The 21,778-nt window shown below is 71.8% G+C and carries 18 protein-coding genes and 2 tRNA genes; 12 read left to right on the top strand and 8 right to left on the bottom strand.

The features are described 5' to 3' along the window. Window positions 1–14: 14 nt before the first annotated feature. Window positions 15–1,661, top strand: coding sequence for a long-chain fatty acid--CoA ligase (locus ACWFR3_RS15690; protein WP_453735102.1), 1,647 nt, complete (start codon window positions 15–17; stop codon window positions 1,659–1,661). A 110-nt stretch (window positions 1,662–1,771) separates the two neighbouring features. Here ACWFR3_RS15690 and ACWFR3_RS15685 read toward each other — a convergent pair whose 3' ends face one another. Together ACWFR3_RS15685 and ACWFR3_RS15680 are read right to left on the bottom strand one after the other, a co-directional pair. After that, window positions 1,772–6,169 (bottom strand): PAS domain-containing protein, encoded by a 4,398-nt coding sequence (locus tag ACWFR3_RS15685; RefSeq protein ID WP_453735101.1) that lies wholly within the window; start codon window positions 6,167–6,169, stop codon window positions 1,772–1,774. A 256-nt stretch (window positions 6,170–6,425) separates the two neighbouring features. Then, window positions 6,426–6,869 (bottom strand): SSI family serine proteinase inhibitor, encoded by a 444-nt coding sequence (locus ACWFR3_RS15680; RefSeq protein WP_453735100.1) that lies wholly within the window; start codon window positions 6,867–6,869, stop codon window positions 6,426–6,428. A 210-nt stretch (window positions 6,870–7,079) separates the two neighbouring features. Here ACWFR3_RS15680 and ACWFR3_RS15675 point away from each other — a divergent pair. Further along, window positions 7,080–7,170: transfer RNA gene (locus ACWFR3_RS15675), tRNA-Ser, on the top strand. 191 nt (window positions 7,171–7,361) lie between these two features. Continuing rightward, window positions 7,362–7,434: transfer RNA gene (locus ACWFR3_RS15670), tRNA-Arg, on the top strand. A 109-nt stretch (window positions 7,435–7,543) separates the two neighbouring features. Here the strand turns inward: ACWFR3_RS15670 and ACWFR3_RS15665 are convergent. From ACWFR3_RS15665 to sigJ, 4 genes are all read right to left on the bottom strand, one after another. Then, window positions 7,544–8,245, bottom strand: coding sequence for a hypothetical protein (locus ACWFR3_RS15665; protein ID WP_453735099.1), 702 nt, complete (start codon window positions 8,243–8,245; stop codon window positions 7,544–7,546). 77 nt (window positions 8,246–8,322) lie between these two features. Then, window positions 8,323–9,189: an ANTAR domain-containing protein gene (locus ACWFR3_RS15660; RefSeq protein WP_453735098.1), complete on the bottom strand. Its 867-nt coding sequence runs from the start codon at window positions 9,187–9,189 to the stop codon at window positions 8,323–8,325. A 259-nt stretch (window positions 9,190–9,448) separates the two neighbouring features. Beyond that, window positions 9,449–10,696 (bottom strand): NAD(P)/FAD-dependent oxidoreductase, encoded by a 1,248-nt coding sequence (locus tag ACWFR3_RS15655; protein ID WP_453735169.1) that lies wholly within the window; start codon window positions 10,694–10,696, stop codon window positions 9,449–9,451. Window positions 10,697–10,855: 159 nt separating this feature from the next. Next, window positions 10,856–11,803, bottom strand: a complete 948-nt coding sequence (gene sigJ / locus ACWFR3_RS15650; protein ID WP_453735097.1) for an RNA polymerase sigma factor SigJ — start codon at window positions 11,801–11,803, stop codon at window positions 10,856–10,858. 237 nt (window positions 11,804–12,040) lie between these two features. Here sigJ and ACWFR3_RS15645 point away from each other — a divergent pair, with 237 nt between their 5' ends. From ACWFR3_RS15645 to ACWFR3_RS15635, 3 genes are all read left to right on the top strand, one after another. Further along, on the top strand, window positions 12,041–12,721 hold the full coding sequence (locus ACWFR3_RS15645; protein WP_453735168.1) for a chitinase: 681 nt from the start codon (window positions 12,041–12,043) through the stop codon (window positions 12,719–12,721). 35 nt (window positions 12,722–12,756) lie between these two features. Then, window positions 12,757–13,617, top strand: coding sequence for a DUF2797 domain-containing protein (locus ACWFR3_RS15640; protein WP_453735096.1), 861 nt, complete (start codon window positions 12,757–12,759; stop codon window positions 13,615–13,617). 107 nt (window positions 13,618–13,724) lie between these two features. Further along, window positions 13,725–14,087 carry an antibiotic biosynthesis monooxygenase family protein gene (locus ACWFR3_RS15635; RefSeq protein WP_453735095.1) on the top strand — a complete coding sequence of 121 codons (363 nt, stop codon included), beginning with the start codon at window positions 13,725–13,727 and terminating at the stop codon, window positions 14,085–14,087. Window positions 14,088–14,175: 88 nt separating this feature from the next. Here the strand turns inward: ACWFR3_RS15635 and ACWFR3_RS15630 are convergent, their stop codons facing one another. Beyond that, complete coding sequence (locus tag ACWFR3_RS15630) at window positions 14,176–14,463, bottom strand: hypothetical protein (RefSeq protein ID WP_453735094.1); 288 nt, start codon at window positions 14,461–14,463, stop codon at window positions 14,176–14,178. Continuing rightward, entirely contained in the window at window positions 14,460–14,726 is a 267-nt protein-coding gene (locus tag ACWFR3_RS15625; RefSeq protein WP_453735093.1) for a hypothetical protein, read from the bottom strand. The genes ACWFR3_RS15630 and ACWFR3_RS15625 overlap by 4 nt, the downstream gene beginning before the upstream one ends. Window positions 14,727–14,834: 108 nt before the next feature. On the opposite strand from ACWFR3_RS15625, the gene ACWFR3_RS15620 reads away from it, so the two are divergent. The 6 genes from ACWFR3_RS15620 to ACWFR3_RS15595 all read left to right on the top strand — a co-directional run bounded on the left by ACWFR3_RS15620 (window position 14,835) and on the right by ACWFR3_RS15595 (window position 21,620). Continuing rightward, on the top strand, window positions 14,835–15,320 hold the full coding sequence (locus ACWFR3_RS15620; protein ID WP_453735092.1) for a GntR family transcriptional regulator: 486 nt from the start codon (window positions 14,835–14,837) through the stop codon (window positions 15,318–15,320). Beyond that, window positions 15,317–15,556: a GntR family transcriptional regulator gene (locus ACWFR3_RS15615; RefSeq protein ID WP_453735091.1), complete on the top strand. Its 240-nt coding sequence runs from the start codon at window positions 15,317–15,319 to the stop codon at window positions 15,554–15,556. Before ACWFR3_RS15620 ends, ACWFR3_RS15615 begins: the two co-directional genes overlap by 4 nt. A 73-nt stretch (window positions 15,557–15,629) precedes the next feature. Next, complete coding sequence (locus tag ACWFR3_RS15610; protein ID WP_453735090.1) at window positions 15,630–16,391, top strand: response regulator transcription factor; 762 nt, start codon at window positions 15,630–15,632, stop codon at window positions 16,389–16,391. Continuing rightward, window positions 16,388–17,968: a sensor histidine kinase gene (locus ACWFR3_RS15605; protein ID WP_453735089.1), complete on the top strand. Its 1,581-nt coding sequence runs from the start codon at window positions 16,388–16,390 to the stop codon at window positions 17,966–17,968. The genes ACWFR3_RS15610 and ACWFR3_RS15605 overlap by 4 nt, the downstream gene beginning before the upstream one ends. 26 nt (window positions 17,969–17,994) lie before the next feature. Then, window positions 17,995–19,392, top strand: coding sequence for a glycosyltransferase (locus ACWFR3_RS15600; RefSeq protein WP_453735088.1), 1,398 nt, complete (start codon window positions 17,995–17,997; stop codon window positions 19,390–19,392). Further along, entirely contained in the window at window positions 19,389–21,620 is a 2,232-nt protein-coding gene (locus tag ACWFR3_RS15595; protein WP_453735087.1) for an ArnT family glycosyltransferase, read from the top strand. Before ACWFR3_RS15600 ends, ACWFR3_RS15595 begins: the two co-directional genes overlap by 4 nt. Window positions 21,621–21,778 lie beyond the last annotated feature (158 nt).

Below are 21,778 nucleotides of genomic sequence, written 5' to 3'. Positions count from 1 at the left end.
ACCGGGAGGACGCCGTGCTGAGCACGATGCAGGACGTACCACTGACCGTCACCCGCATCCTCCGGCACGGGACGACCGTGCACGGGTCGTCGCAGGTCACCACATGGACCGGCGAGGCCCCGCAGCGCCGCAGCTTCCGTGAGATCGGTGAACGCTCCGCCCAGCTGGCGCACGCGCTGCGCGAAGACCTCGGGGTCGACGGCGACGAGCGCGTGGCCACCTTCATGTGGAACAACGCCGAGCACGTCGAGGCCTACTTCGCGGTCCCCTGTATGGGCGCCGTCCTGCACACCCTCAATCTCCGGCTGCCCGCCGACCAGTTGACCTGGATCGTGAATCACGCGGCCGACCGCGTCATCATCGTCAACGGCTCCCTCATCCCGCTGCTCGCACCCCTGCTTCCGCAGCTGCCGACCGTCGAGCACCTGGTGGTCTCGGGCCCCGGCGACCGCTCGCCGCTGGCCGGGATCCAGGCGCAGGTGCACGAGTACGAGGACCTGATCGCCGCCAAGCCCACGGCCTACGACTGGCCCGAGCTCGACGAGCGCACGGCCGCCGCCATGTGCTACACCTCCGGCACCACCGGCGACCCCAAGGGCGTCGTCTACTCCCACCGCTCCATCTACCTGCACTCCATGCAGGTCAACATGAGCGAGTCCATGGGCCTGACGGACGCGGACACCACACTGGTCGTCGTCCCGCAGTTCCACGTCAACGCCTGGGGTCTGCCGCACGCGACCCTGATGGCGGGCGTGAACATGCTGATGCCGGACCGTTTCCTGCAGCCCGCCCCGCTCGCCGAGATGATCGAGACGGAGCGGCCCACGCACGCCGCCGCGGTCCCCACCATCTGGCAGGGCCTGCTCGCCGAACTCTCCGCGAAGCCGCGCGACGTCAGCTCGCTCGGCCAGGTCACCATCGGCGGCTCGGCCTGCCCGCCCTCGCTGATGGAGGCGTTCGACAAGCTGGGCATGCGGGTCTGCCACGCCTGGGGCATGACGGAGACGTCCCCGCTGGGCACCGTCGCCCGGCCGCCGGCCAAGGCCCTCGGCACCGACGAGGAGTTCGCCTACCGCCTCACGCAGGGCCGGTTCCCGACCGGCGTCGAGGCCCGCCTGGTCGGGCCCGGCGGCGAGTACCTGCCGTGGGACGGCGAGTCGGCGGGCGAGCTGGAGGTGCGGGGGCCGTGGATCGCGGGCGCCTACTACGGCGGCGCGGCGGGCGAGGCACTCAAGCCCGAGGACAAGTTCAGTGCGGACGGCTGGCTGAAGACCGGTGACGTCGGCGTGATCTCCTCCGACGGATTCCTGACGCTCACCGACCGGGCGAAGGACGTCATCAAGTCGGGCGGCGAGTGGATCTCCAGCGTCGAGCTGGAGAACGCGATCATGTCCCACCCGGATGTCGCGGAGGCGGCGGTCGTCGCCGTCCCCGACGAGAAGTGGGGAGAACGCCCGCTCGCGACGGTCGTCCTGAGGGAGGACTCGACCCTCGACTACGCCGCCCTGCGCGACTTCCTCGCGGGCACCATCGCCAAGTGGCAGCTGCCCGAGCGCTGGGCGATCGTGCCGGCCGTGCCCAAGACGAGCGTCGGCAAGTTCGACAAGAAGGTGCTGCGCAGGCAGTACGCGGACGGCGAGCTGGACGTCACGAAGCTCTGACCGACGCAAAGACCGACACCCGCTGATGCGCCGCTCCCCCGCCGGGGCGGCGCATCAGCCATGTGTACGTACGCGGGTGCTTTGAGGTACGGAAGCGGCTGCTCTGCGGGCTAGTTCGTACCGATCTTCGCCAGCAGGTCCACGATCCGGTCCTGCACCTCGCCGCTCGTCGAGCGCTCCGCGAGGAACAGCACCGTCTCCCCCGCCGCGAGCCGCGGCAGCTCCGTCTGGTCGACGGCGGCGGTGTAGACGACGAGCGGGGTGCGGTTCAACTGGCCGTTCGCGCGCAGCCAGTCGATGATCCCGGCCCTGCGGCGACGTACCTGCATCAGGTCCATCACCACCAGGTTCGGCCGCATCTGCGCCGCGAGCGTCACCGCGTCCGCGTCGCTCTCGGCCCGCGCGACCTGCATGCCACGCCGTTCCAGCGTCGCGGTCAGGGCCAGCGCGATCTCCTCGTGCTCCTCGATGAGCAGGACGCGCGGCGGATGCTGCTCGCTGTCGCGGGGCGCGAGGGCCTTCAGAAGTACGGCGGGGTCGGCGCCGTACGCGGCCTCGCGCGTCGCCTGGCCGAGTCCCGCCGTGACCAGTACCGGGACCTCGGCGGCCACGGCGGCCGTGCGCAGCGACTGCAGGGCCGTACGCGTGATCGGTCCGGTCAGCGGGTCCACGAACAGGGCCGCGGGGAACGCCGCGATCTGGGCGTCGACCTCCTCGCGGGAGTTCACGATGACGGGACGGTAGCCGCGGTCGCTCAGCGCCTGCTGCGTGGTGACGTCGGGCGCGGGCCAGACCAGGAGGCGACGCGGGTTGTCCAGCGGCTCGGGCGGCAACTCGTCGTCCATGGGCTGCGGCTGCGGCCGGTTGGCGACCTCGACCGCGCCGCCCGGACCGTCCAGCGGCTCCGGGCCCTCGTCGGCGTCCTCGTCCGGTGCGCCGATCGCGTACGAGCGTCCCGCGCCCTCGGAGGAGGACGCGATCCGGGACTGCGGCTGGCCCGAGGCCTGGCCCGGAGCCTGACCCGGAGTCTGGAGGTGCGGGCGGGCAGCGGTCTCGGGGCGGTCATCGCCTGCGGAGTTGGCGGAGTCGGCGGACCCCGCCGAGCCAGGGGGGGTGGACAACCTGCGCCGCCGCCCGGAGCCGCTGACGGACCCGCCGAGGGTGTGGGACTGCGACTGCCCCGTGGCCGCGGGCTGCGCCGGTGCCTGCTCCGGCAGCGGGGTCGCGGTGGACTGAGGGGCTTCCGGTACGGGCGGGGAAGCCGGCGCCGGAGCAGGTGCCTGCGGGGTCTGCGGGGCCTGCTGGGCCGGAGGCGTCTGAGGCGTCTGAGGCGGCAGCGGAGGCTGCGGCGCCTGCGGGATCTGCGGAGCCGCAGCCGAAGCCTGCCCCTGCCCCTGCCCCTGCCCCTGCTCCTGAGCCTGCCCCTGACCCTGCTGAAGCCCCCGCCGACGCTGCTGCTGCTCGGCGATCTGCTGGCCGAACGGCACACCCTGCCCGAGCGTACGCACGCTGATCGCGCGCCCCTGCGTCGAGTTGGGGTCGCCGGGCGCGGCCTCGGCGGGCAGCGGCTGCGCGGCCCGGGCGGCCTGCGCCGCTTCCCGGGTCCCGCGCTCGGGCGGGAGCGCGACGCCCCTGCCGGACGTGTGGACGCCGTGCGCGGGAGTGCCTTCGGCGTACGTGGTTGCCTGCGAGGGAACACCGGCGGGCGGGGTCTCCCGCGCCTCCGCAGGACCCGCAGCGGCGGGCGCCCCCGGATCAGCAGCCGCAGGAGTCGCAGCAGCCGCAGCAGCCTCAGGAGTGGCCGGTGCTGCCGGACGCGACCGGCGGCGGCCCGTAGGCGCCTGAGCCGGGTGAGGCTCCGGCGGGGTGTGGTCGTCGGCCGGGTGGTGCAGGGCCGCTTCGTGCTGCCCGGTGTCGTCCTGGTCGGCGGAGGCCGGCGGCAGCGCGAAGACGCGCCCGCTGGGAGCCTCCTCGGCAGCGGCCCGCTCCTTGGCGGCGGCCAGCGCACGTCGGCGCCGCCCCGTGGGCCGGGGCGAGCCCTCGCCCGCATCACCGACAACAGCCACAGCCGACCCGGCCCCGGAAGCGCCGCCCCCGGCACCACCCGAAGGCAACGCGGGCGGCAACGCCAACTGGTCGTCGCCACGCCGAGCCCGTTGCCCGGAAGCGGGAGCCACCCCGCCCGCCGGAACCGGCACACCCTGCGGCGGCACGGTAGCTCCCAGCGCGGCGGACCCCGCCGCATGCTCGGCAGCGGTCACCACGGAGCCCACAGAGCCCACGGACCCCACAGCGGTCCCCTCGGCGGCGCTGGGCCGCCCACGACGCCGCCCCGTACCCCCGGAAGCCTGCGATCCCTCGGCAGGCGCGGGCACCTCCGAAGCAACCGGCCCCTCGGCGGAAGCCGAAGCCGAAGCTGAAGCCGAAGTCGGCGCGGAGGCCGCAGAGGCCGCCGTCTCCGCCGCGTCAGCCTCCGCCGCACGCCGGCCACGCCGCCGCCCGGTTCCGCCGGCCGGAGCCCCGCCAGGAACTCCTGCGGCCGGAACCCCGCCAGGAACGCTGTCCGCGGCACCCCCCGAAGTGGCGTCCCCGGAAACCGAACTCTCCAGGAACGAGTCCACCGACGGCCCCGCGGCCCGCCGGGCCCGGCGCCGACCGCCACCCGTGGGCGGCGAAGCCTGCGCGGGTACCACCACGGAAGACCCGACAGAGCCGCCCGAAGCCTCAGAAGCAGCGGAAACCTCACCCCCGGCCCCGGCCCCGATGCTGGCCCCGGCCCCGGCAACCGCCCCGCCCCCCGCACCGATCGGCACTTCAAGGACGTACGCATTGCCGCTCATGCCCGGCACCTCGTGCGTCTGCAGCACGCCGCCGTGCGCCCGCACGATGCCGCGGACGATCGGCTCGTGCACCGGGTCTCCCCCGGCGTACGGGCCCCGCACCTCGATGCGGACGACCTCGCCGCGCTGAGCGGCGGCGACGACCACGGTCGAGTCCACGTAGCCGCCGGCCTGCACGGCCGAAGGGTTCACGCCTGCGCGCGCGTTGCCGGTGGCGTCGATTCCCGCCACATCGGCGACCAGGTGGGCGAGAGCCGTGGCGAGCCGCCCCGGATCGACCTCTATCTCGATCGGCGGCGCGTGCACGGCGAACTGCGCACGCCCGGGCCCGATCAGCTCGATCGCGCCCTCCACGCCGCTCGCGACGACGGCGTCGAGCATGACGTTCACGCGCGACAGCTCATCCGCACCGGAGTCGAGCAGCTGGAAGCCCAGCACGTTGTCGACGAGGGTGGTGATGCGGGCGTATCCGGCCGAAAGATGGTGCAGGACCTGATTCGCCTCGGGCCACAACTGCCCGGCGTCATCGGCGGCGAGAGCCGACAGTTCGCGCCGCAGCTCGTCGAGCGGACCCCGCAGGGACGACCCGAGCACGGCGAGCAGCTGCTCGTGCCGCGCGGCCAGAGCGTCGTACCGGTCCTTCTCGCGCTCGGTCAGCTCCTCGAACCGGTCCTTCTCGCGCTCGGCGAGCGCCGCGTACCGCTCCTGCTCGGCGGCGATCTCCTCCGTGCGCTGCTCGGCGGCGGCGGCAAGTTCCGCGGCGTGCCGCTCGGTGGCGGCCCGCAGTTCCTCCGTGCGCCGCTCGGTCGCGGCCTGCATCTCCTGCGCGTGCGCCGCGAGCGCGGCCTCGTGCTCCTCGGCCAGCGCGTCGTAGGGGCGCCGGTCGGTGAACGTCATGACCGCGCCGACGAGCTGATCCCCGTCGCGCACCGGCGCCGTCGTCAGGTCGACCGCGACCCGGTCGCCGCTCTTGGACCACAGGACCTGCCCGCGCACCCGGTGCTTGCGCCCGGAGCGGAGCGTGTCAGCGAGGGGGGACTCCTCGTAGGGGAAGGGCTCGCCGTCGGCGCGCGAGTGGAGCACCAGGTGGTGCAGCTCCTGCCCGCCGAGGTCGCTGGCCCTGAAGCCCAGTATCTGCGCGGCGGCCGGATTGACGAGGACGACGCGTCCCTCGGTGTCCGTTCCGACGACGCCTTCGGCGGCGGCGCGCAGGATCATCTCGGTCTGCCGCTGGGAACGCGCGAGTTCGGCCTCGGTGTCCACGGCGCCCGAAAGGTCGCGTACGACGAGCATGAGCAACTCGTCACCGGTGTAGCCGTAATTGTCGTAGGCGTCCCGGATGTCCTCGAGGTTCGAGCTGGTGACCTCGACGGGGAACTCGCTGCCGTCCGTGCGGCGCGCCATCATCCGCGTCGGCTTGGTCCGCCCGCGCTCATCGATGGATTCGGGCCTGCGCATCGATCCGGGAATCAGCCGGGAGTCGAACTCCGGCAACAGATCGAGGAGCCCGCGCCCCACGAGGGCGGTGCCCGGCGTCTCGAACGCCTCGAGCGCGATCGCGTTCGCGTTCACGACGGTCCCGTTGGCATTCACGAGGACCAGCGCGTCCGGGAGCGCGTCGAGTATGGCTGCGAGGCGAGCAGCGCCTCGGGATGGCCTGCTGCTCACGACGACGCTTCCTCCCTGGTTACTGCTGCTTGCCGACTCGCCCCGGCCATCTTGCCGCGTGGCCCGTGGCGTGTCACGGAAGGGAGTCTACGGGGAGAGGTTGCGGGCGCGACGCCGGATGAGAGGGAGGTCGCACGCAGAAGATGTGAGGCTTCCGTACCCCCTGGTCACGACGGGTCGGTTGCCGGAGGCATAAAGCCGTGGCACAGAACCGGACATAGTCGTGGCCGAAAACAGGCCAACAGGCCAACAGGCTTCAGGCGCCGGCCTCGGGCAGTACGGGAACGAGGTTGTTCCACCGGGAGATCTCGCATCCGTTGCTGCGGTTGTACGTCGCGTCCACGGGCCGGCCGTGCCAGGTCCCGGTGATGTGCGCGGTGGCGGGGCCGCCGTACTGCATCGTGCAGTTCGCGTCGGCCGGCGTGGGCGCGAAGGTGTCGCTGCCCCACCTTTCCTGGTCGAGCTTCTCGCACGCTTCCTGCGCGCGCGGGTGCGTGCCGCCCGTCGGGTGGCACTCCAGCTCGAACGTTCCGTTGCGCCCGGCCCCGGCGTCGGTGACCTTCACCGTGAGCCGGTCGGGGGTCGACGCGGTCAGCGGCGACGACAAGTCGAGGGGGCCCATGCCGGCGTGGGCGACGGCGGGGGCCGCGGACAGGGCGGCGGCGGACGCGGCGGCGGTGAGGACGAGGTGGCGCAGCATGACGGGCTCCACTGGGTGCGGGATACCGGGTACGCGAACACGTACGGGCTCTGCCGCGTCTAACGGCGTTGACGCCGTGACGTTGCGGGCGCGCAAGACGCTTTGCTCTGCGGGCCGCCCGACTAGTACCGTAAGAGCCGCGATTGGTGACACGCCGCTCGGCTGTGTCATCATCTGCACGCACCCCGCGCTCGCGCAGGAGTGCAAGCTGGAGGCGTCGCCTAGTCCGGTCTATGGCGCCGCACTGCTAATGCGGTTTGGGACTTAAATCCCATCGAGGGTTCAAATCCCTCCGCCTCCGCTGCAAGATCCCGAAGCCTCGGTCCACTGGACCGGGGCTTCGGCGTTTCGCCCCCGCGAAGCGTGTTTCCGCAGGTCGCAAGCGGTGCGGCAAACGGATTTCACATGGCGGCGGCGGTCATGTAATGTTCTTCCTGTCGCCGCGAACGGGCCGAAAGGCCGGGGAGCGAAGGCACACAAAAGAAAAATCAAGCACTCGTAGCTTAACGGATAGAGCATCTGACTACGGATCAGAAGGTTGCAGGTTCGAATCCTGCCGAGTGCACAGCAGTCCGAAGGCCCCGTGGAGAGATCCACGGGGCCTTCGGTGTTTTGGCCGGGGCGTCGCGTCAACCGGGCATGCGCTGCCGTCGGCGTCGGCGTCGGCGTCGGTGTCAGGGGCGCCATTCCTCCTGCCAGAGCCAGTGCAGTTCGTAGGACACGGCCAGGGTCTGCAGATCCTGCAGGGCGTTGAGTTCGTTGTGGGGCCAGTTCGGAGCGGTGTGGTCCGCCTGGCGGATGACGGCCTCGCTGTTGTGGGCGATGTTCCGGCGGTCGTCGATCTTCTGGTGGATGAGGCGTGGGGTGGGGCAGCCGCAGCGGGCGGGCGGGCCGGTGCGGTGCGGGATACGGCAGGGACAGCGGGTCCGGTCGAGGTCGGTGGTCCTGGTCTGTTCGGCCGCCGGGCAGTCGGCCTTGTGGAAGAGGTCGGCGGAAGCTGCCTCCTCGTCGAGGCGGGCGTGCACGAAGGCGGCCAGTGCGGCCAGCTGCACGGCAGGAGAGGCCTTGCCGGACGGGCGTGTGGCGGGCGGGCGTGTGCCGGTCGGGTAAGTGCCCGGAGAGTGCGTGGCGGTCGGGTGCGTGCCGGACGGGCGTGTGCCCGTCGGTGCGGGGCGGTTCGCGAGGCCCTCGGTGAGGCGTGCGGAGAGCCACCGCGCTCGGTCGGCACGGATCTGCGCTGCCTGCAGCCGCATCTCCACCGCTTCCGACCGCATCTTGCGGGCCCTGTCGATCGTCTCCCGGGCCAGGCGGCGCAGCCGCTGGCAATGCTCGAAGGAGTGCGCGAATCCCGCGAAGGCGTCGGTCGAGTTGAGCATCGTGCCTCCTCACTGGTTGGCGAACGAGGGGCCGTGCGGGGCAGGCCGTGCGGCAGGCCCCCCGAGCGAGTGCGGGCTTACGAGGCCGGTGCGTCCCGGCCCGGGTCTCTGGCGCCGGGCGGTGCGTGGGGGATTTCCCGTATGGCGATGACTTCTTGGGCGACGGTGGCGAGGCGTACGCGGTGGTGGCGTGCGCGGCGGCGCAGGGTCTCGAAGGCCTCGGCGGGGGAGATGCCGCGGCGGGCGGCGAGGAACCCCTTGGCCTGCTCGATGACGATGCGGGTGTGCAGGGCCGTGCGCAGCTGTGCGTTGAGGGTGTCCGCCTGCCGGAAGGTGCGGGCGTGCAGCAGGCCGATGGCGGCCGCGTCGGCGAAGGACTGGGCCAGCGCGAGGTCGGCGTCCGGCATCGGGCTGTGGCGGGTGCGCAGGAGCAGCAGGCTGCCGAGGGTCTCCTTGCGCAGCCGCAGGGGTACGGCGCCGGCGTAGGTGTAGCCGGCGGCGCGGGCCCGGAAGGTGAAGTCGCGCCAGACGGCGGGGGCACTGCCGAGGTACCCGGGGGCGATGACGGAAGCGGTGCGGTAGACGTCGATGGCGGGGCCCTCGCGCAGGGCCGCGTCGAGTACCGAGGCCTTTAGCGAGGCCTTGGCGGAATCGGCGTCGCCGGTGCCGCCGGTGCCGGTGCCGCAGGTGATTGCTGCCGGGCTGTAGAGACGGTTTTCCGGGGAGGACGGCGCTTCAGGGGAAGCCGGGAATCCGGAGGAAGCCGGTTGTGCCGGGGAAGTCAGTGGTTCCGGGGAGGCCAGCAGGACGGCGGCGTCCGCGATGTCGAGGATCTCGCAGCAGCGGGTCTTCAGCTGCTCCACGTAGTCGATGACGTCGAAGTCGTCCGCCAGGGTGTCGGCGAGCTGCACAAGAGTGCGAGCGATCTCCGCTTCCCTGCTCATCCCGTCCTCCGGTGTGCCGAAGCGGGCTCGGTGCCGCGCCCGGCGGACCCGCACGCATGTGTTGGCCACGTTCCGTGATCGCGAGATTACTCTTCATCGCCGCGACGGGTCCCGCGAATACCGAAAGCCGTACGGGCGGCACGCGCGCACCGGGGCGAGGGCATGTGAGAGCGGGCGAGGGCAGGCGAGGGCAAGGGCCCCCGGAGATGGTCCGGGGGCGTCCGCGGCACGCAGGGTCCGGGCCGGACTCGGGGCGGGCTCAGGCCGGCGTCTTGACGGCTGTGCTCGCCTGCTGCGGCTCCCGCACGATGTGGCGGGTACGGCTCGGCATCCCGAGCAGCGGGTTGGCGACGCCCCAGGCCGCGCCCTTGCAGATCAGTTCCTTGTAGACGGCTGCGAGCCGTCCCGTCAGGGCCGCCCGGACCGCGCGGTCGTCGGCGGTGACGTACTGGATCAGGCCCTCCTTGCGGCCCAGCGAGATGCACTGGTTGAAGTAGCGCATCAGGGTCTTCGGGAGCTTCCTGCCGGTCAGGCGGGCCGCGATGGAGTCGGCGGCCTGCCATGCCATGGGGGTGCCGGTCGCGCACGACATCCGCAGCGGCTTGTCGCCGGGGCCCATCGCCATGGCCGCGTCGCCGACCGCGTACACGTCCGGGTGCGACACCGAGCGCATGGTCCCGTCGACCACGATCTGACCGGAGTCCGTGACGTCCAGGGTGGTGGCCCGTGCGATCGGGTGGACGGCGAAGCCGGTGGTCCACAGGGTGACCGCGGCCGGGATGGTCTTGCCGTCGGCGGTGGTGACGCCGTCGGCCCGCACCTCGGTGACCGCGGCCTGCTCGTGCACGGTGATGCCGAGCTTGCCGAAGACCTTCCGCGCATGGCCGCGCCCCTTGGGCGAGAGCCAGTCGCCGAACCGGCCGCGGGCGGCGAGGGCGACGTCGAGGTCAGGGCGGGACTCGGCGATCTCGGTCGCGGCCTCGAGCCCGGTGAGTCCGCCGCCGACGACGACCACGGTCTCCCCGGCGCCCAGGGCGGCCAGGCGCTCGCGCAGCCGGAGCGCTCCGGGGCGGCTCGCGATCTGGTGGGCGTGCTCGGCGGTGCCGGGGACGCCTTGGGTGCTCCAGCCGCTGCCGAGGGCGTAGACGAGGGTGTCGTACTCCAGCTCCTCCTCCTCGCGCGGTTCGTCCGCCCCCGATCCGTCCGCGCTCGGCTCGTCCTGGTCGGGCGCGGCGGCGGTGACCGTGACGGTCTTGCGGTCGGCGTCGACGGCGGTGACCCTCGCGAGCTTCAGCTCGACGCCGGTGCCCGCGAACATCTCGCTGAAGGGCCGGTGCCCGAGGTCCTGGCCGGTGGTCAGCTGGTGCATGCGGACGCGCTCGACGAAGTCGGGTTCGGCGTTGACGAGGGTGATGGCGACGTCGTCGCGGTGCAGCCGCTTGGCGAGGCGCCCGGCGGCGACGGCTCCGGTGTATCCGGCTCCGATGACGATGATGCGGTGCTGCAGCATGGTCTGGCTCCTGTCGTCAGCTCTTCGGCTGTCATCAGCTCTTCGGCGGGTTCGCCCCTTGAACCGGGCAGCCCGCCGTTTCCTGACAGGAGCCTGATGTGAAGCACGTCACATCAGGGATCGGAGTCACATCAGTATCGGAGAGTGGTGCGGAGATCAGAAGGCGGTGCGCAGCACGGGATCCCCGTGGTCGGTGGCCGCCCACTGCCTGGTCGCGCGTTCGAGCTTGTCGGGGTTGACCTGGTTGTGGAACGCCGCGATGCCGTCGGCGGTGATCTCGATGCACATGATGCCGACGACCCGGCCGTCGAGGACCGCCACGACGGCGGGGGCGCCGTTGGCGGTCGTGATGTAGGCCTCGGGTGAGCCGCCGACGTAGGCGCGCTTGGCCTCGCTCGGCTTGAACAGGCCCCGCATGAACTTTGCGACCGCCACGGCGCCCTCGAACGCCTTGGCGCGGGCCGGGATCTTCCCGCCGCCGTCGCCGATCGCGACGGCGTCCGCGGTGAGCAGCGCCACCAGCGGTTCGGTCCGGCCGCTGGTGGCGGCCGCGAGGAACTCCTCGACGATGCGCACGGCCGCCGCCTCGTCGATCTCGGTGCGGGTCTTGCCCTCCGCGACGCGCTTCTTGGCGCGGTGGAAGATCTGCTGGCCCGCGGACTCGGTGATGTCGAGGATCTGGGCGATCTCCCGGTGCCGGTAGCCGAACGCCTCCCGCAGCACGTACACCACGCGCTCGTCGGGCGAGAGGCGCTCCATGAGCATGAGGACCGCGTACGAGAGCGATTCGCGCTGTTCGGCGGTGTCGGCGGGGCCGAGCATGGGGTCACCGGCGAGCAGCGGCTCGGGCAGCCACTGGCCCACGTAGGTCTCGCGCCGGGCGCGGGCCGAGGTGAGCTGGTTGAGGCACAGGTTGGTGAGGACCTTCGTCAGCCAGGCCTCGGGGACCTCGATGCGGTCGACGTCGGCGGCCTGCCAGCGCAGGAAGGTGTCCTGTACGGCGTCCTCGGCATCGCCCGACGAGCCCAGGAGGCGGTAGGCGATGGCCTCCAGGCGGGGCCTTGCCGCTTCGAACCGGTCCACGTCGTTCATGGTCAGAGCCATGGTCCGGATCCTAGCTCGCGCGGTACGGGCCGGCTGGGTGTCCGTACGCCGCGACCTTCCCGATAGACGGTCTTTCCGGCAACAGAGTGGCGCGGCAGCGGAGTTGAGGTTGCGGCATTGACATGCACGGCACAATGGTCCGGACCAATCCCGCCGGGGATGGGTGATGTCCGAGGGAGTGATGACGCGGTGTGGAGAACACGAGGGCTTGCTGTTCTGGTCGCGCTTGCGGTGGCCTTGGGGGTGGGCTCCGGGGTGCACGGGCCGGGTGCCGTCGCCGCCGCCGAGGAGCGGGGCAAGACGCGGTTCGTCGTCAGTGAGGCTCAGTTCGAGCGGATGTTCCCCGAGCGGAACGCCTTCTTCACGTACGACGGTCTCGTCGAAGCCACCCGTGCCTACCCCGAGTTCGCGCGGACGGGAAGCAAGGCGGTGCGGCGCCAGGAGGCCGCAGCCTTCCTGGCCAACGTCAGTCACGAGACCGGCGGCCTCTTCTACGTCGTGGCCCAGGACGAGTCGACGTATCCGATCTTCTGCGACAAGACCCAGCCCTACGGCTGTCCGGCGGGCGAGTCCGCGTACTACGGGCGCGGCGCGATCATGCTGAGCTGGAACTTCAACTACAAGGCGGCCGGGGACGCGCTCGGGATCGACCTGCTGAACGATCCGTCGCTGGTGGAGCGCGATCCGAAGGTGGCCTGGATGACCGCCCTTTGGTACTGGAACACCCAGACCGGCATGGGCACCGCCACCGGCCACGAGGCGATGGTGCAGCGGAAGGGCTTCGGCGAGACCATCCGCAGCCTCAACGGACCCGAGTGCGACGGGGGCAAGCCCGAGCAGGTGAAGCACCGGGTCGGGCTCTACCGGGATTTCGTGCGGGTGCTGCACGCCGCGCCCGGCAGGCACGTGAGCTGCTGAGTCCGTCTGTCAGTGGCGGGCGTAAGACTGTCCCCATGGAGTGGCGTAGCGCGGGGTTGAGCTGGGCGGATCGCGAACGGCCCGCGCTCGTGTGGGAGCGGGGGGAAGTCAGTCCGCTGGTCGTGGGCCGGCGGGTGGGGTTCCGGGCGCTCGGGCGGCGGGAGTGCGTGGGGGCGCGGGGGAACCCCTGCCCGGTCGCCGCCGCCGTGCCCGCGCGGGGGACGCAGGCCCGCTGCGACGAGTGCGCGCGGCTCGACCGGGCGCACTCGGTGGCCGCCGACACCATCGCCGACGATCCGCGGACCTACCGCGTCTACCTGGCGTGGTTCGGGGCGGGCCTGGTGAAGGTGGGGATCACCCGCGAGGAGCGGGGTCCGGCCCGCCTCCTCGAACAGGGGGCGGTGGCCTTCGCCTGGCTGGGCCGCGGCCCACTGATGGCGGCTCGGCGGGCCGAGGAGCTGCTGCGCGTCGCACTCGGGGTGCCGGACCGGATCTCGTACGCGAGGAAGCGGGCCGTGAGGGCCACCCTGCCGGGGGCGGACGAGCGGCGGCGCGAGCTGGAGCGGATGCACGGCTTCGCCCTCGCGCTCGACGGGTGGCCGGAGTCGCTGGAGCGGGTGCCGTCGGCTGTCGTGGACCACGGCGAGGCGTTCGGGGTCGAGCGTCTCGCGGGCGTCGGCGGCGGGTTCGCCGTCACCGAGCTCGTCGATGGCGGGGTGGTGCGGGGGGATCTCGTCGCGGTGGCCGGGCCTGATCTTTACTTCGACGATGGTGGGCGGCTTGTGGTGCTCGACAGTCGGCTGCTGCGGGGGTGGCGGCTCGAAGGGGCGGGGGGCGCGGAGCGTACGACTGTGCCGGTACGGGAGGTGCCGGTGGTCCAGGGCGGTCTCTTCTGACCCCTGGGCCCTGCTTGCTGACCGGATGGTCAAGTCTCGCTGCCCGTAAGGCAATAAGGGGCAGCGGAGGGTGGACAGTCGGGTGCGGCGCGGCCAAGTCTGTGGACATGAGTGATCAGCCTGTCGCGCCTGTCCAGCCCTTTGAACCTCCCTACTACGCCGTCGTGTTCACCTCCCTGAGAACCGAGGCCGAGGACGGCCACGACGACGGCTACGCCGAGACCTCCGACCGCATGGAGGAACTCGTCACCGCCGTGCCCGGCTTCCTCGGGATCGAGTCCGCGCGGACGCCCGGCGGGCTCGGCATAACCGTCGGGTACTTCCGCGACGCGGACGCCATCAAGCAGTGGCGCGGCAACACCGAGCACCGCACGGCGCAGAAGCGGGGGCGGGGCGAGTGGTACGAGAAGTACGTCGTCCACGTCGCCAAGGTGGAGCGGAGCTACGGCTTCGAGCGGGGGAGTGAGTAGCTGCGGCTGTTGCAAGAAAGTCCCGCTGACGCGCCCGTTTTGGGCGTTTCGGGCGGGACTTTTTTGCGACGCGCGTGGTGACACCGGCTCAGCGCAGCCTTTGGCCTCGGCTCTCCGCGACGCGCAGCGCGTCCTGGAGGGCCTCGGTCAAGCGCTGGGCCAGGTAACGGATTTCGGCCTCGGATGCGTCGGGGATCATGCCGTGCGCGTACGTCAGCAGCTCGCCGCCCATGCCTAGCTGGACCGACTCCATGGCGTCGGCTACGCGGGATACGGGGCCGGTGGCGTCGCCGATCAAGTAGCAGGGTTTGCCCTCGGGGCCGGGCCAGGGGAGCAGGCGGGCGGGGCTGATGAAGTCGTCGGCGTCGTCGTTCATCGGGCGACCTCCATGCCGTGGATCCAGTAGGGGCCGGGGGTGTCCAATCCGAGTGTGGCCAGCAGCAGTTCACGTCGGCGGCTGTGCTGCTCGTGGGCCGTGAGGTAGGGGCGTACTGGGCGGGTGGACTCTCCGGCGAGGGGGAGAAGAGCGTCGAGGCCGTAGCGGCTGCGGGGGGTGGGGGCGGCTGGTTCGGGGAGCAGTTGCGGTGGAGGGGTGGGGGTGGCCGTGGGCGTGGGTGCGGGGGTCAGGAGGAGTCTCACCCAGGTGGCGAGGCGGCGGATAAGGTCGGGGTTTCTTAAGCATGCTAGGGCGTCTAGGGCGTCTATGAATCGCACTAGAGTGCGCGGCATACTCATTATGGTCGTGTGATGGAATTCGCTCCAGACAAGCCTCGTTGGCGCCAGGTGGCCGAAGTGATCCGTGGGCGGATCGAGGATGGCGTCTACCCGCCGCGTGCGCGAGTGCCGTCCGTCGTCCAGTTGACGGCCGAGTTCGGCATCGCCAACGCGACTGCGCACAAGGTGCTCGGTGGGCTGCGCGCGGAGGGGCTGACCTACACGGAGCCAGGTCTCGGCTCGTTCGTCTCCCCCGCCGACACCCCACCGCCCGGGCGGGTCCCTGAGATCCAGGATGCTCAGCCTGTCTGGCGGAAGGTCGCCACGGTCATGGCCGCGCGCATCGCGGAGGGCGACTACCCCGTGGGTGCACCGGTGCCGTCGGTGGCGAAGTTGTCCTCCGAGTTCGGCATCTCGGCGTCCACGGCGCACAAGGTCCTGGCCCACCTTCGGGACAAGGGGCTCATCCGAGCCGAGGTCGGCCTCGGCTCCTTCGTCTCGCAGCGACCCACCGAGTGAGTCCGGAGCTGGACCGGACGCGCCCCGTCTGGCGCCAGGTGGCCGCAGCCATCGCGTCCCGCATTGACGACGGCACCTACCCCGTGGGCGCCAGGGTGCCCTCCGTCGTGGAGCTGTCCGCCGAGTTCGGTATCGCGGCTTCGACCGCCCAGAAGGCTCTGGCCCACCTCAAGGCGGAAGGGCTCGTCCGAGCCGAGGTCGGCCTCGGCTCGTTCGTCGCCGAGCCCCGGCTGTAGCCCTCCCCGTTTCTCAGGGAATTCACAGGTTGCCGAAAGCTCGCTCTCACGGCCGCCGAGCAATCTGTGTGTCATGACTACGACCTCGCCCCAGGGGCGTACCGAACTGCTCAGGGCGGACGGTAGCCCCGTCCGCGTCCTCGTCGTCGACGACGAGGTGTCGCTGACCGAGCTGCTCTCCATGGCCCTGCGGTACGAGGGCTGGCAGATCCGTAGTGCCGGGGACGGCGCCGGCGCGGTCCGTGTCGCCCGTGCCTTCCGGCCCGACGCCGTCGTGCTCGACATGATGCTGCCGGACATGGACGGCCTCGCCGTGCTCGGGCGCCTTCGGCGTGAGCTGCCCGACGTGCCGGTGCTTTTCCTGACGGCCAAGGACGCCGTCGAGGACCGTATCGCCGGTCTCACCGCCGGGGGCGACGACTACGTCACCAAGCCCTTCAGCCTGGAGGAAGTCGTCGCGCGGCTGCGCGGACTCATCCGCCGGGCCGGGGCCTCCGACCGGCGCAGCGAATCCGTGCTCGCCGTCGGGGACCTCACCCTCGACGAGGACAGCCACGAGGTGACGCGTGGCGGGGACTCCATCCACCTCACCGCCACGGAGTTTGAGCTGCTCCGCTTCCTGATGCGCAATCCGCGGCGCGTGCTCAGCAAGGCGCAGATCCTCGATCGCGTGTGGAACTACGACTTCGGGGGTCAGGCCAACGTCGTAGAGCTCTACATCTCGTATCTCAGGAGGAAGATAGACGCCGGTCGTGAGCCGATGATCCACACGCGGCGTGGTGCCGGTTACCTGATCAAGCCCGCGCCCTCGACCGAGGTGGCCGCAGCCTCATGAGGCGGAGACGGCAGCCGCGGTCGCTGCGGACGCGGCTCGTCGTCTCGGCGGTGGCGCTGATCGCCGTCGTCTGCGCGGTGATCGGCACGGTGACGACCATCGCGTTGCGCTCGCACCTGTACGAGCAGCTGGACGGCACGCTCGGCACGGTCGCGGAGCGTGCGTCGGGGCCGATGCCGAAGCCGGGGGCGGATGGCCCGGGCGTGCCGTCCGCGGAAACGGACGATCCGCTGCGGTTCGTGTCGAAGGGGCCCCAGGAGGTCGGCACCATCGGGGCCGTCGTGGAGAGCGACGGCTCGGTCGGCCAGGCACTGGTCAGCGCCGACCCGGACAACGGCAGCTTCGAGCCGCGGACCAAGCAGCTCAACGAGGCGGAGTCCGCCGCGCTCGCCTCCGTGCCGCGCGACAAGCAGGAGCACAACGTCGACATCCCCGGCCTGGGCGGGTACCGCGTGATGTACGCGACCGGCCCCAACGGCGACTTCCTCGTCGGCATCCCCACGGACAAGGTGCAGAACACCCTCGAAACGCTGATCATCGTCGAGGTCAGCGTCACCGCCGCGGGCCTGGTCGCCGCCTCGCTCACCGGCGCGGTCATGGTCGGCGTCGCCCTTCGCCCGCTGCGCCGGGTCGCGGCGACCGCCACCCGCGTCTCCGAACTCCCGCTGCACAGCGGTGAAGTGACGTTGTACGAGCGGGTCCCCGACGCCGAGCCGAACACGGAGGTCGGGCAGGTGGGCGCCGCGCTGAACCGGATGCTCGACCATGTGCACTCCGCGCTGCACGCGCGCCAGGAGAGCGAGACGCGGGTACGCCAGTTCGTCGCGGACGCCAGTCATGAGCTGCGTACGCCCCTTGCCTCGATCCGTGGCTACGCCGAACTGACGCGGCGGGGGCGGGAGTCGACCGGGCCCGACACCCGGCACGCTCTCGGGCGCATCGAGTCCGAGGCGCAGCGGATGACGGGCCTCGTGGAGGACCTGCTGCTGCTCGCGCGCCTCGACGAGGGGCGTGACGGCGGGCGTTCCCACGGAAACGGCCCCGGTGCCCGACTGCCGCTCTCGTATCAGAGCACTGATCTCTCACCGCTCGTCGTCGACACCGTGAGCGACGCGCGGGCCGCGGGCCCCGAGCACTACTGGGCCCTTGAGCTGCCCGACGAACCGGCGCTCGTCCTCGCCGACCCGGCCCGTCTCCAGCAGGTCGTCGTCAACCTCCTCGCCAACGCGCGTACGCACACGCCACCGGGCACGAAGGTCACCGCCCGCGTGCGGCGGGCCGGACCCGGCGTCTGCCTGGAGGTCGAGGACAACGGCCCCGGCATCGCGCCCGCCCTCCTGCCCCACGTCTTCGAACGGTTCGCCCGCGGCGACGCCTCGCGCTCCCGCAACGCCGGGTCCACGGGGCTCGGTCTCGCCCTCGTGCAGGCCATAGTCGCGGCCCACGGCGGCACTGTGGCGGTCGACAGCGTGCCGGGCCGTACGGTCTTCACCGTGGCGCTGCCTGCCGTATCGGAGCAGGTCAGCGGCCCGTCATGGGACTCACAGGCGGGCCACAGGCTCACCACACAGGCCTGACAGACCACTTGGCGAATGTCGGTGTCATGCAAACCGACTCTGCTTCGGGCGGTGCTTTCTCGGTCCCTCTGCCGGCCCGGGCCCACCTCCCCGCCGGATGGCGCGATGTGCCCGTCCTGGACATCGTGATCCCCGTCTACAACGAGGAGAAGGATCTGGGGCCGTGCGTGCGGCGCCTGCGTGATCACCTCGTGCGGACCTTCCCCTACCCCTTCCGCATCACCATCGCGGACAACGCGTCCACGGACCGCACCCCCGAGGTGGCGGCGCAACTCGCGGCGTCGAGCGGAGAAGTCCGGTACACGCGTCTGGAGCAGAAGGGGCGCGGGCGGGCCCTGCGCGCCGTGTGGTCCGCTTCGGACGCCCCCGTCCTCGCCTACATGGACGTGGACCTGTCCACCGACCTCAACGCGCTGCTCCCGCTGGTGGCGCCGCTGATCTCCGGGCACTCGGACCTGGCGATCGGCTCCCGGCTCGCGCGCAGTTCGCGGGTGGTGCGCGGCCCGAAGCGGGAGTTCATCTCTCGTACGTACAACCTCATCCTGCGCGGCTCGCTGCAGGCCCGTTTCTCCGACGCCCAGTGCGGGTTCAAGGCGATCAGAGGTGATGTGGCGGGGGTGCTGCTTCCGCTCGTCGAGGACACGGGGTGGTTCTTCGACACGGAGATGCTGGTGCTCGCCGAGCGCGCGGGCCTGCGCATCCACGAGGTGCCGGTCGACTGGGTCGACGACCCGGACTCCACGGTCCACCTGGTCAAGACGGCCACGGACGACCTCAAGGGGGTGTGGCGGGTGGGGAAGGCCCTCGCCGTCGGCGCGCTCCCGCTCGACCGCCTCGCGCGCCCCTTCGGGGACGACCCGCGCGACCGGCAACTGACCGGCGTGCCGCGCGGCCTGGCCCGCCAGCTGGTCGGCTTCTGCGTGGTCGGCGCGCTCTCCACGCTCTTCTACCTGCTGCTGTACTCCGGCTTCCGTACGTTCTCGGGCTCGCAGGTGGCCAACGCGCTCGCCCTGCTCGTGTCGGCGGTCGCCAACACCGCGGCCAACCGGCGGCTGACCTTCGGGGTGCGGGGCCGCGACCGGGCCGTGCGGCACCAGGCGCAGGGCCTGGTGGTCTTCGCCATCGGTCTCGCCCTGACCAGCGGCTCGCTTGCCGCACTCGGCGCGGCGTCGGGCGACGCGTCGCACGGCACGGAACTCGCCGTCCTCATAGCCGCCAACCTCGCGGCGACGGTGCTGCGGTTCCTGCTCCTGCGGGCCTGGGTCTTCCCGGAGCGGCGCCCGGACGCGGGTCCGCAGCCCGAGTACAGGGTGCCGCAACCCGCGTACGCGACAGCGGAATTCCACCCCGCGGCACCCGACACGACGACGTACGACCTCGCCCCCATCCGAACCGAAGCACCCGACCCGAGGAACGCACGATGACGACGACCCACCCGGATCACCCGGCCCACCCGGTGCCGCCGCCGGCCCCGGTCGCACCGCCCCACGAAGGCGCCGCACACCGGCGCGCGGGGGCGGGAGGGTTCCTCGCCCGTGCCTGGCGCGGACGCCCCGACGACCCGCGCTGGGCGCGCCCCGCCTTCCTGGGGCTGCTGCTCGCGACCGCGGTCCTCTACCTCTGGAACCTCAGTGCGTCCGGCTACGCCAACTCCTTCTACTCCGCGGCCGTCCAGGCGGGCAGCCAGAGCTGGAAGGCGATGTTCTTCGGTTCGCTGGACGCGGGCAACGCGATCACGGTGGACAAGCCCCCGGCCGCGCTCTGGCCGATGGCCCTCTCCGTGCGGCTCTTCGGGCTCAATTCCTGGGCGGTGCTCGCCCCGCAGGTGCTGATGGGCGTCGCGACGGTCGGTGTCCTGTACGCCGCCGTGCGCCGTCGCTTCAGCCCGGCGGCCGGGCTGATCGCGGGCGCCGTGCTCGCGCTCACGCCGGTCGCGGCTCTGATGTTCCGGTTCAACAACCCGGACGCGATCCTCGCGCTCCTGATGACCGTCACCGTGTACTGCGTCCTGCGCGCCCTGGAGCACGGCCGCACCAAGTGGCTGGTGTGGGCGGGCGTCGCGGTCGGCGTCGCCTTCCTGGCCAAGACGCTCCAGGCGTTCCTGATCCTGCCGCCGCTCGCCGTCCTGTACGCGGTGTGCGCGCCCGTGCGGCTGCGCAAGCGCTTCGGTCAGCTGGCACTCTCCGGGCTCGCGATGATCGTGGCCGGCGGCTGGTGGGTGGCCATAGTCGAACTGTGGCCCGCGTCCTCGCGCCCGTACATCGGCGGCTCGCAGAACAACTCCTTCCTTGAACTGACCTTCGGCTACAACGGCCTCGGCCGCATCAACGGCGAAGAGACCGGCAGCGTCGGCGGGGGCGGCGGAGGCGGTGGCGGCGGCGGCCAGTGGGGTGAGACCGGGCTCGGGCGGATGTTCAACTCCGAGGTCGGAGCGCAGATCTCCTGGCTGCTGCCCGCCGCCCTGATCCTGCTCGTCGGCGGCATCATCCTCACCTGGAAGGCCCGCAGGACCGACACCACGCGCTCGGCGTTCGTGGCGTGGGGCAGCGCGCTCCTGATGACGGCGGCCGTCTTCAGCTTCATGGCGGGGATCTTCCACCAGTACTACACGATCGCCCTCGCCCCCTACGTCGCGGCGCTGATCGGCATGGGCGCCACGGTCCTGTGGGAGGAGCGGGCCAAGTGGTGGGCGGGCGCGCTGCTCGGCGTGAGCGTCGCGGGCACGGCCTGGTGGGGGTACGTCCTGCTCGGCCGGACCCCGGACTACCTGCCGTGGCTGCGCTGGGCGGTGCTGGTCGACGGCCTCGTGGGCGCGGTCGGGCTGCTGCTCGCGGCCCGGCTCGGGCGTCAGTTCGCCCTCGCGGCGGTGGGGCTGAGCCTCGCCGCGTCCCTGGCGGGACCGGTCGCGTACACCCTCTCCACCGTGAACAGCGCGCACACCGGGTCGATCGTGACCGCGGGTCCTGCTTCGGCGGGGCGGATGGGCGGCGGTCCCGGTGGCGGCGGCGGTCCCGGCGGTGGCGGTCCCGGCGGCGGTGGCGGTGGCGGCGGGATGCAGCCGCCGGGCCAGAACGGCCAGAACGGCCAGAACGGTCAGGCCCCGGGCGGTCAGAACGGCAACGCCATGCAGCCCCCCACCGGCGGCCAGAACGGCGGCGGCATGGGCCAGCCTCCCGGCCAGAACGGCAACTCCCAGGGCCAGGGCCAGCAGGGTCAGAAGGGCCAGCAGCAGGGCGCCCGCACCGGCGAACGCGGCGGCATGGGCGGAGGCGGAGGCATGGGCGGCCTCCTCGACGGCGCCCAGGTCAGCGCCAAGGCCAAGAAGCTCCTGGAGACGGACTCCGGGGACTACACCTGGGCGGCGGCGGCCATCGGCTCGCAGAACGCGGCGAGCTACCAACTCGCCACCGGCGACCCGGTGATGGCCATCGGCGGCTTCAACGGCAGCGACCCGTCCCCGACCCTCGCCCAGTTCAAGCAGTACGTGGAGGACGGAAAGATCCACTACTTCATCTCCGGCGGCGGCATGGGAGGCGGCATGGGCGGCGACAGCGGCACCTCCTCCAAGATCACCTCCTGGGTGGAGGACAACTACAAGAAGGTCACCGCCGGCAGCGCGACCTTCTACGACCTGACCCAGCCGAAGAGCTGACATTGCCGAAGAACAGCTGACAGCTCACCCCCGGCAGGGGGCGGGCGCCCCCCCCCGCCCGGCCCCCCCGCCATTCCCGCCGGGAACCCAAGACCCCAGTACCACCCCCAAAAGTTTTAAGCCCGACGGGGGTTGACATACGGTGTTAGGGACAAACC

The organism is Streptomyces sp. NPDC055189 (assembly GCF_053606765.1).
Note: the sequence above shows the minus strand (reverse complement) of the source record. Positions and strands in the feature narration are given on the sequence as shown.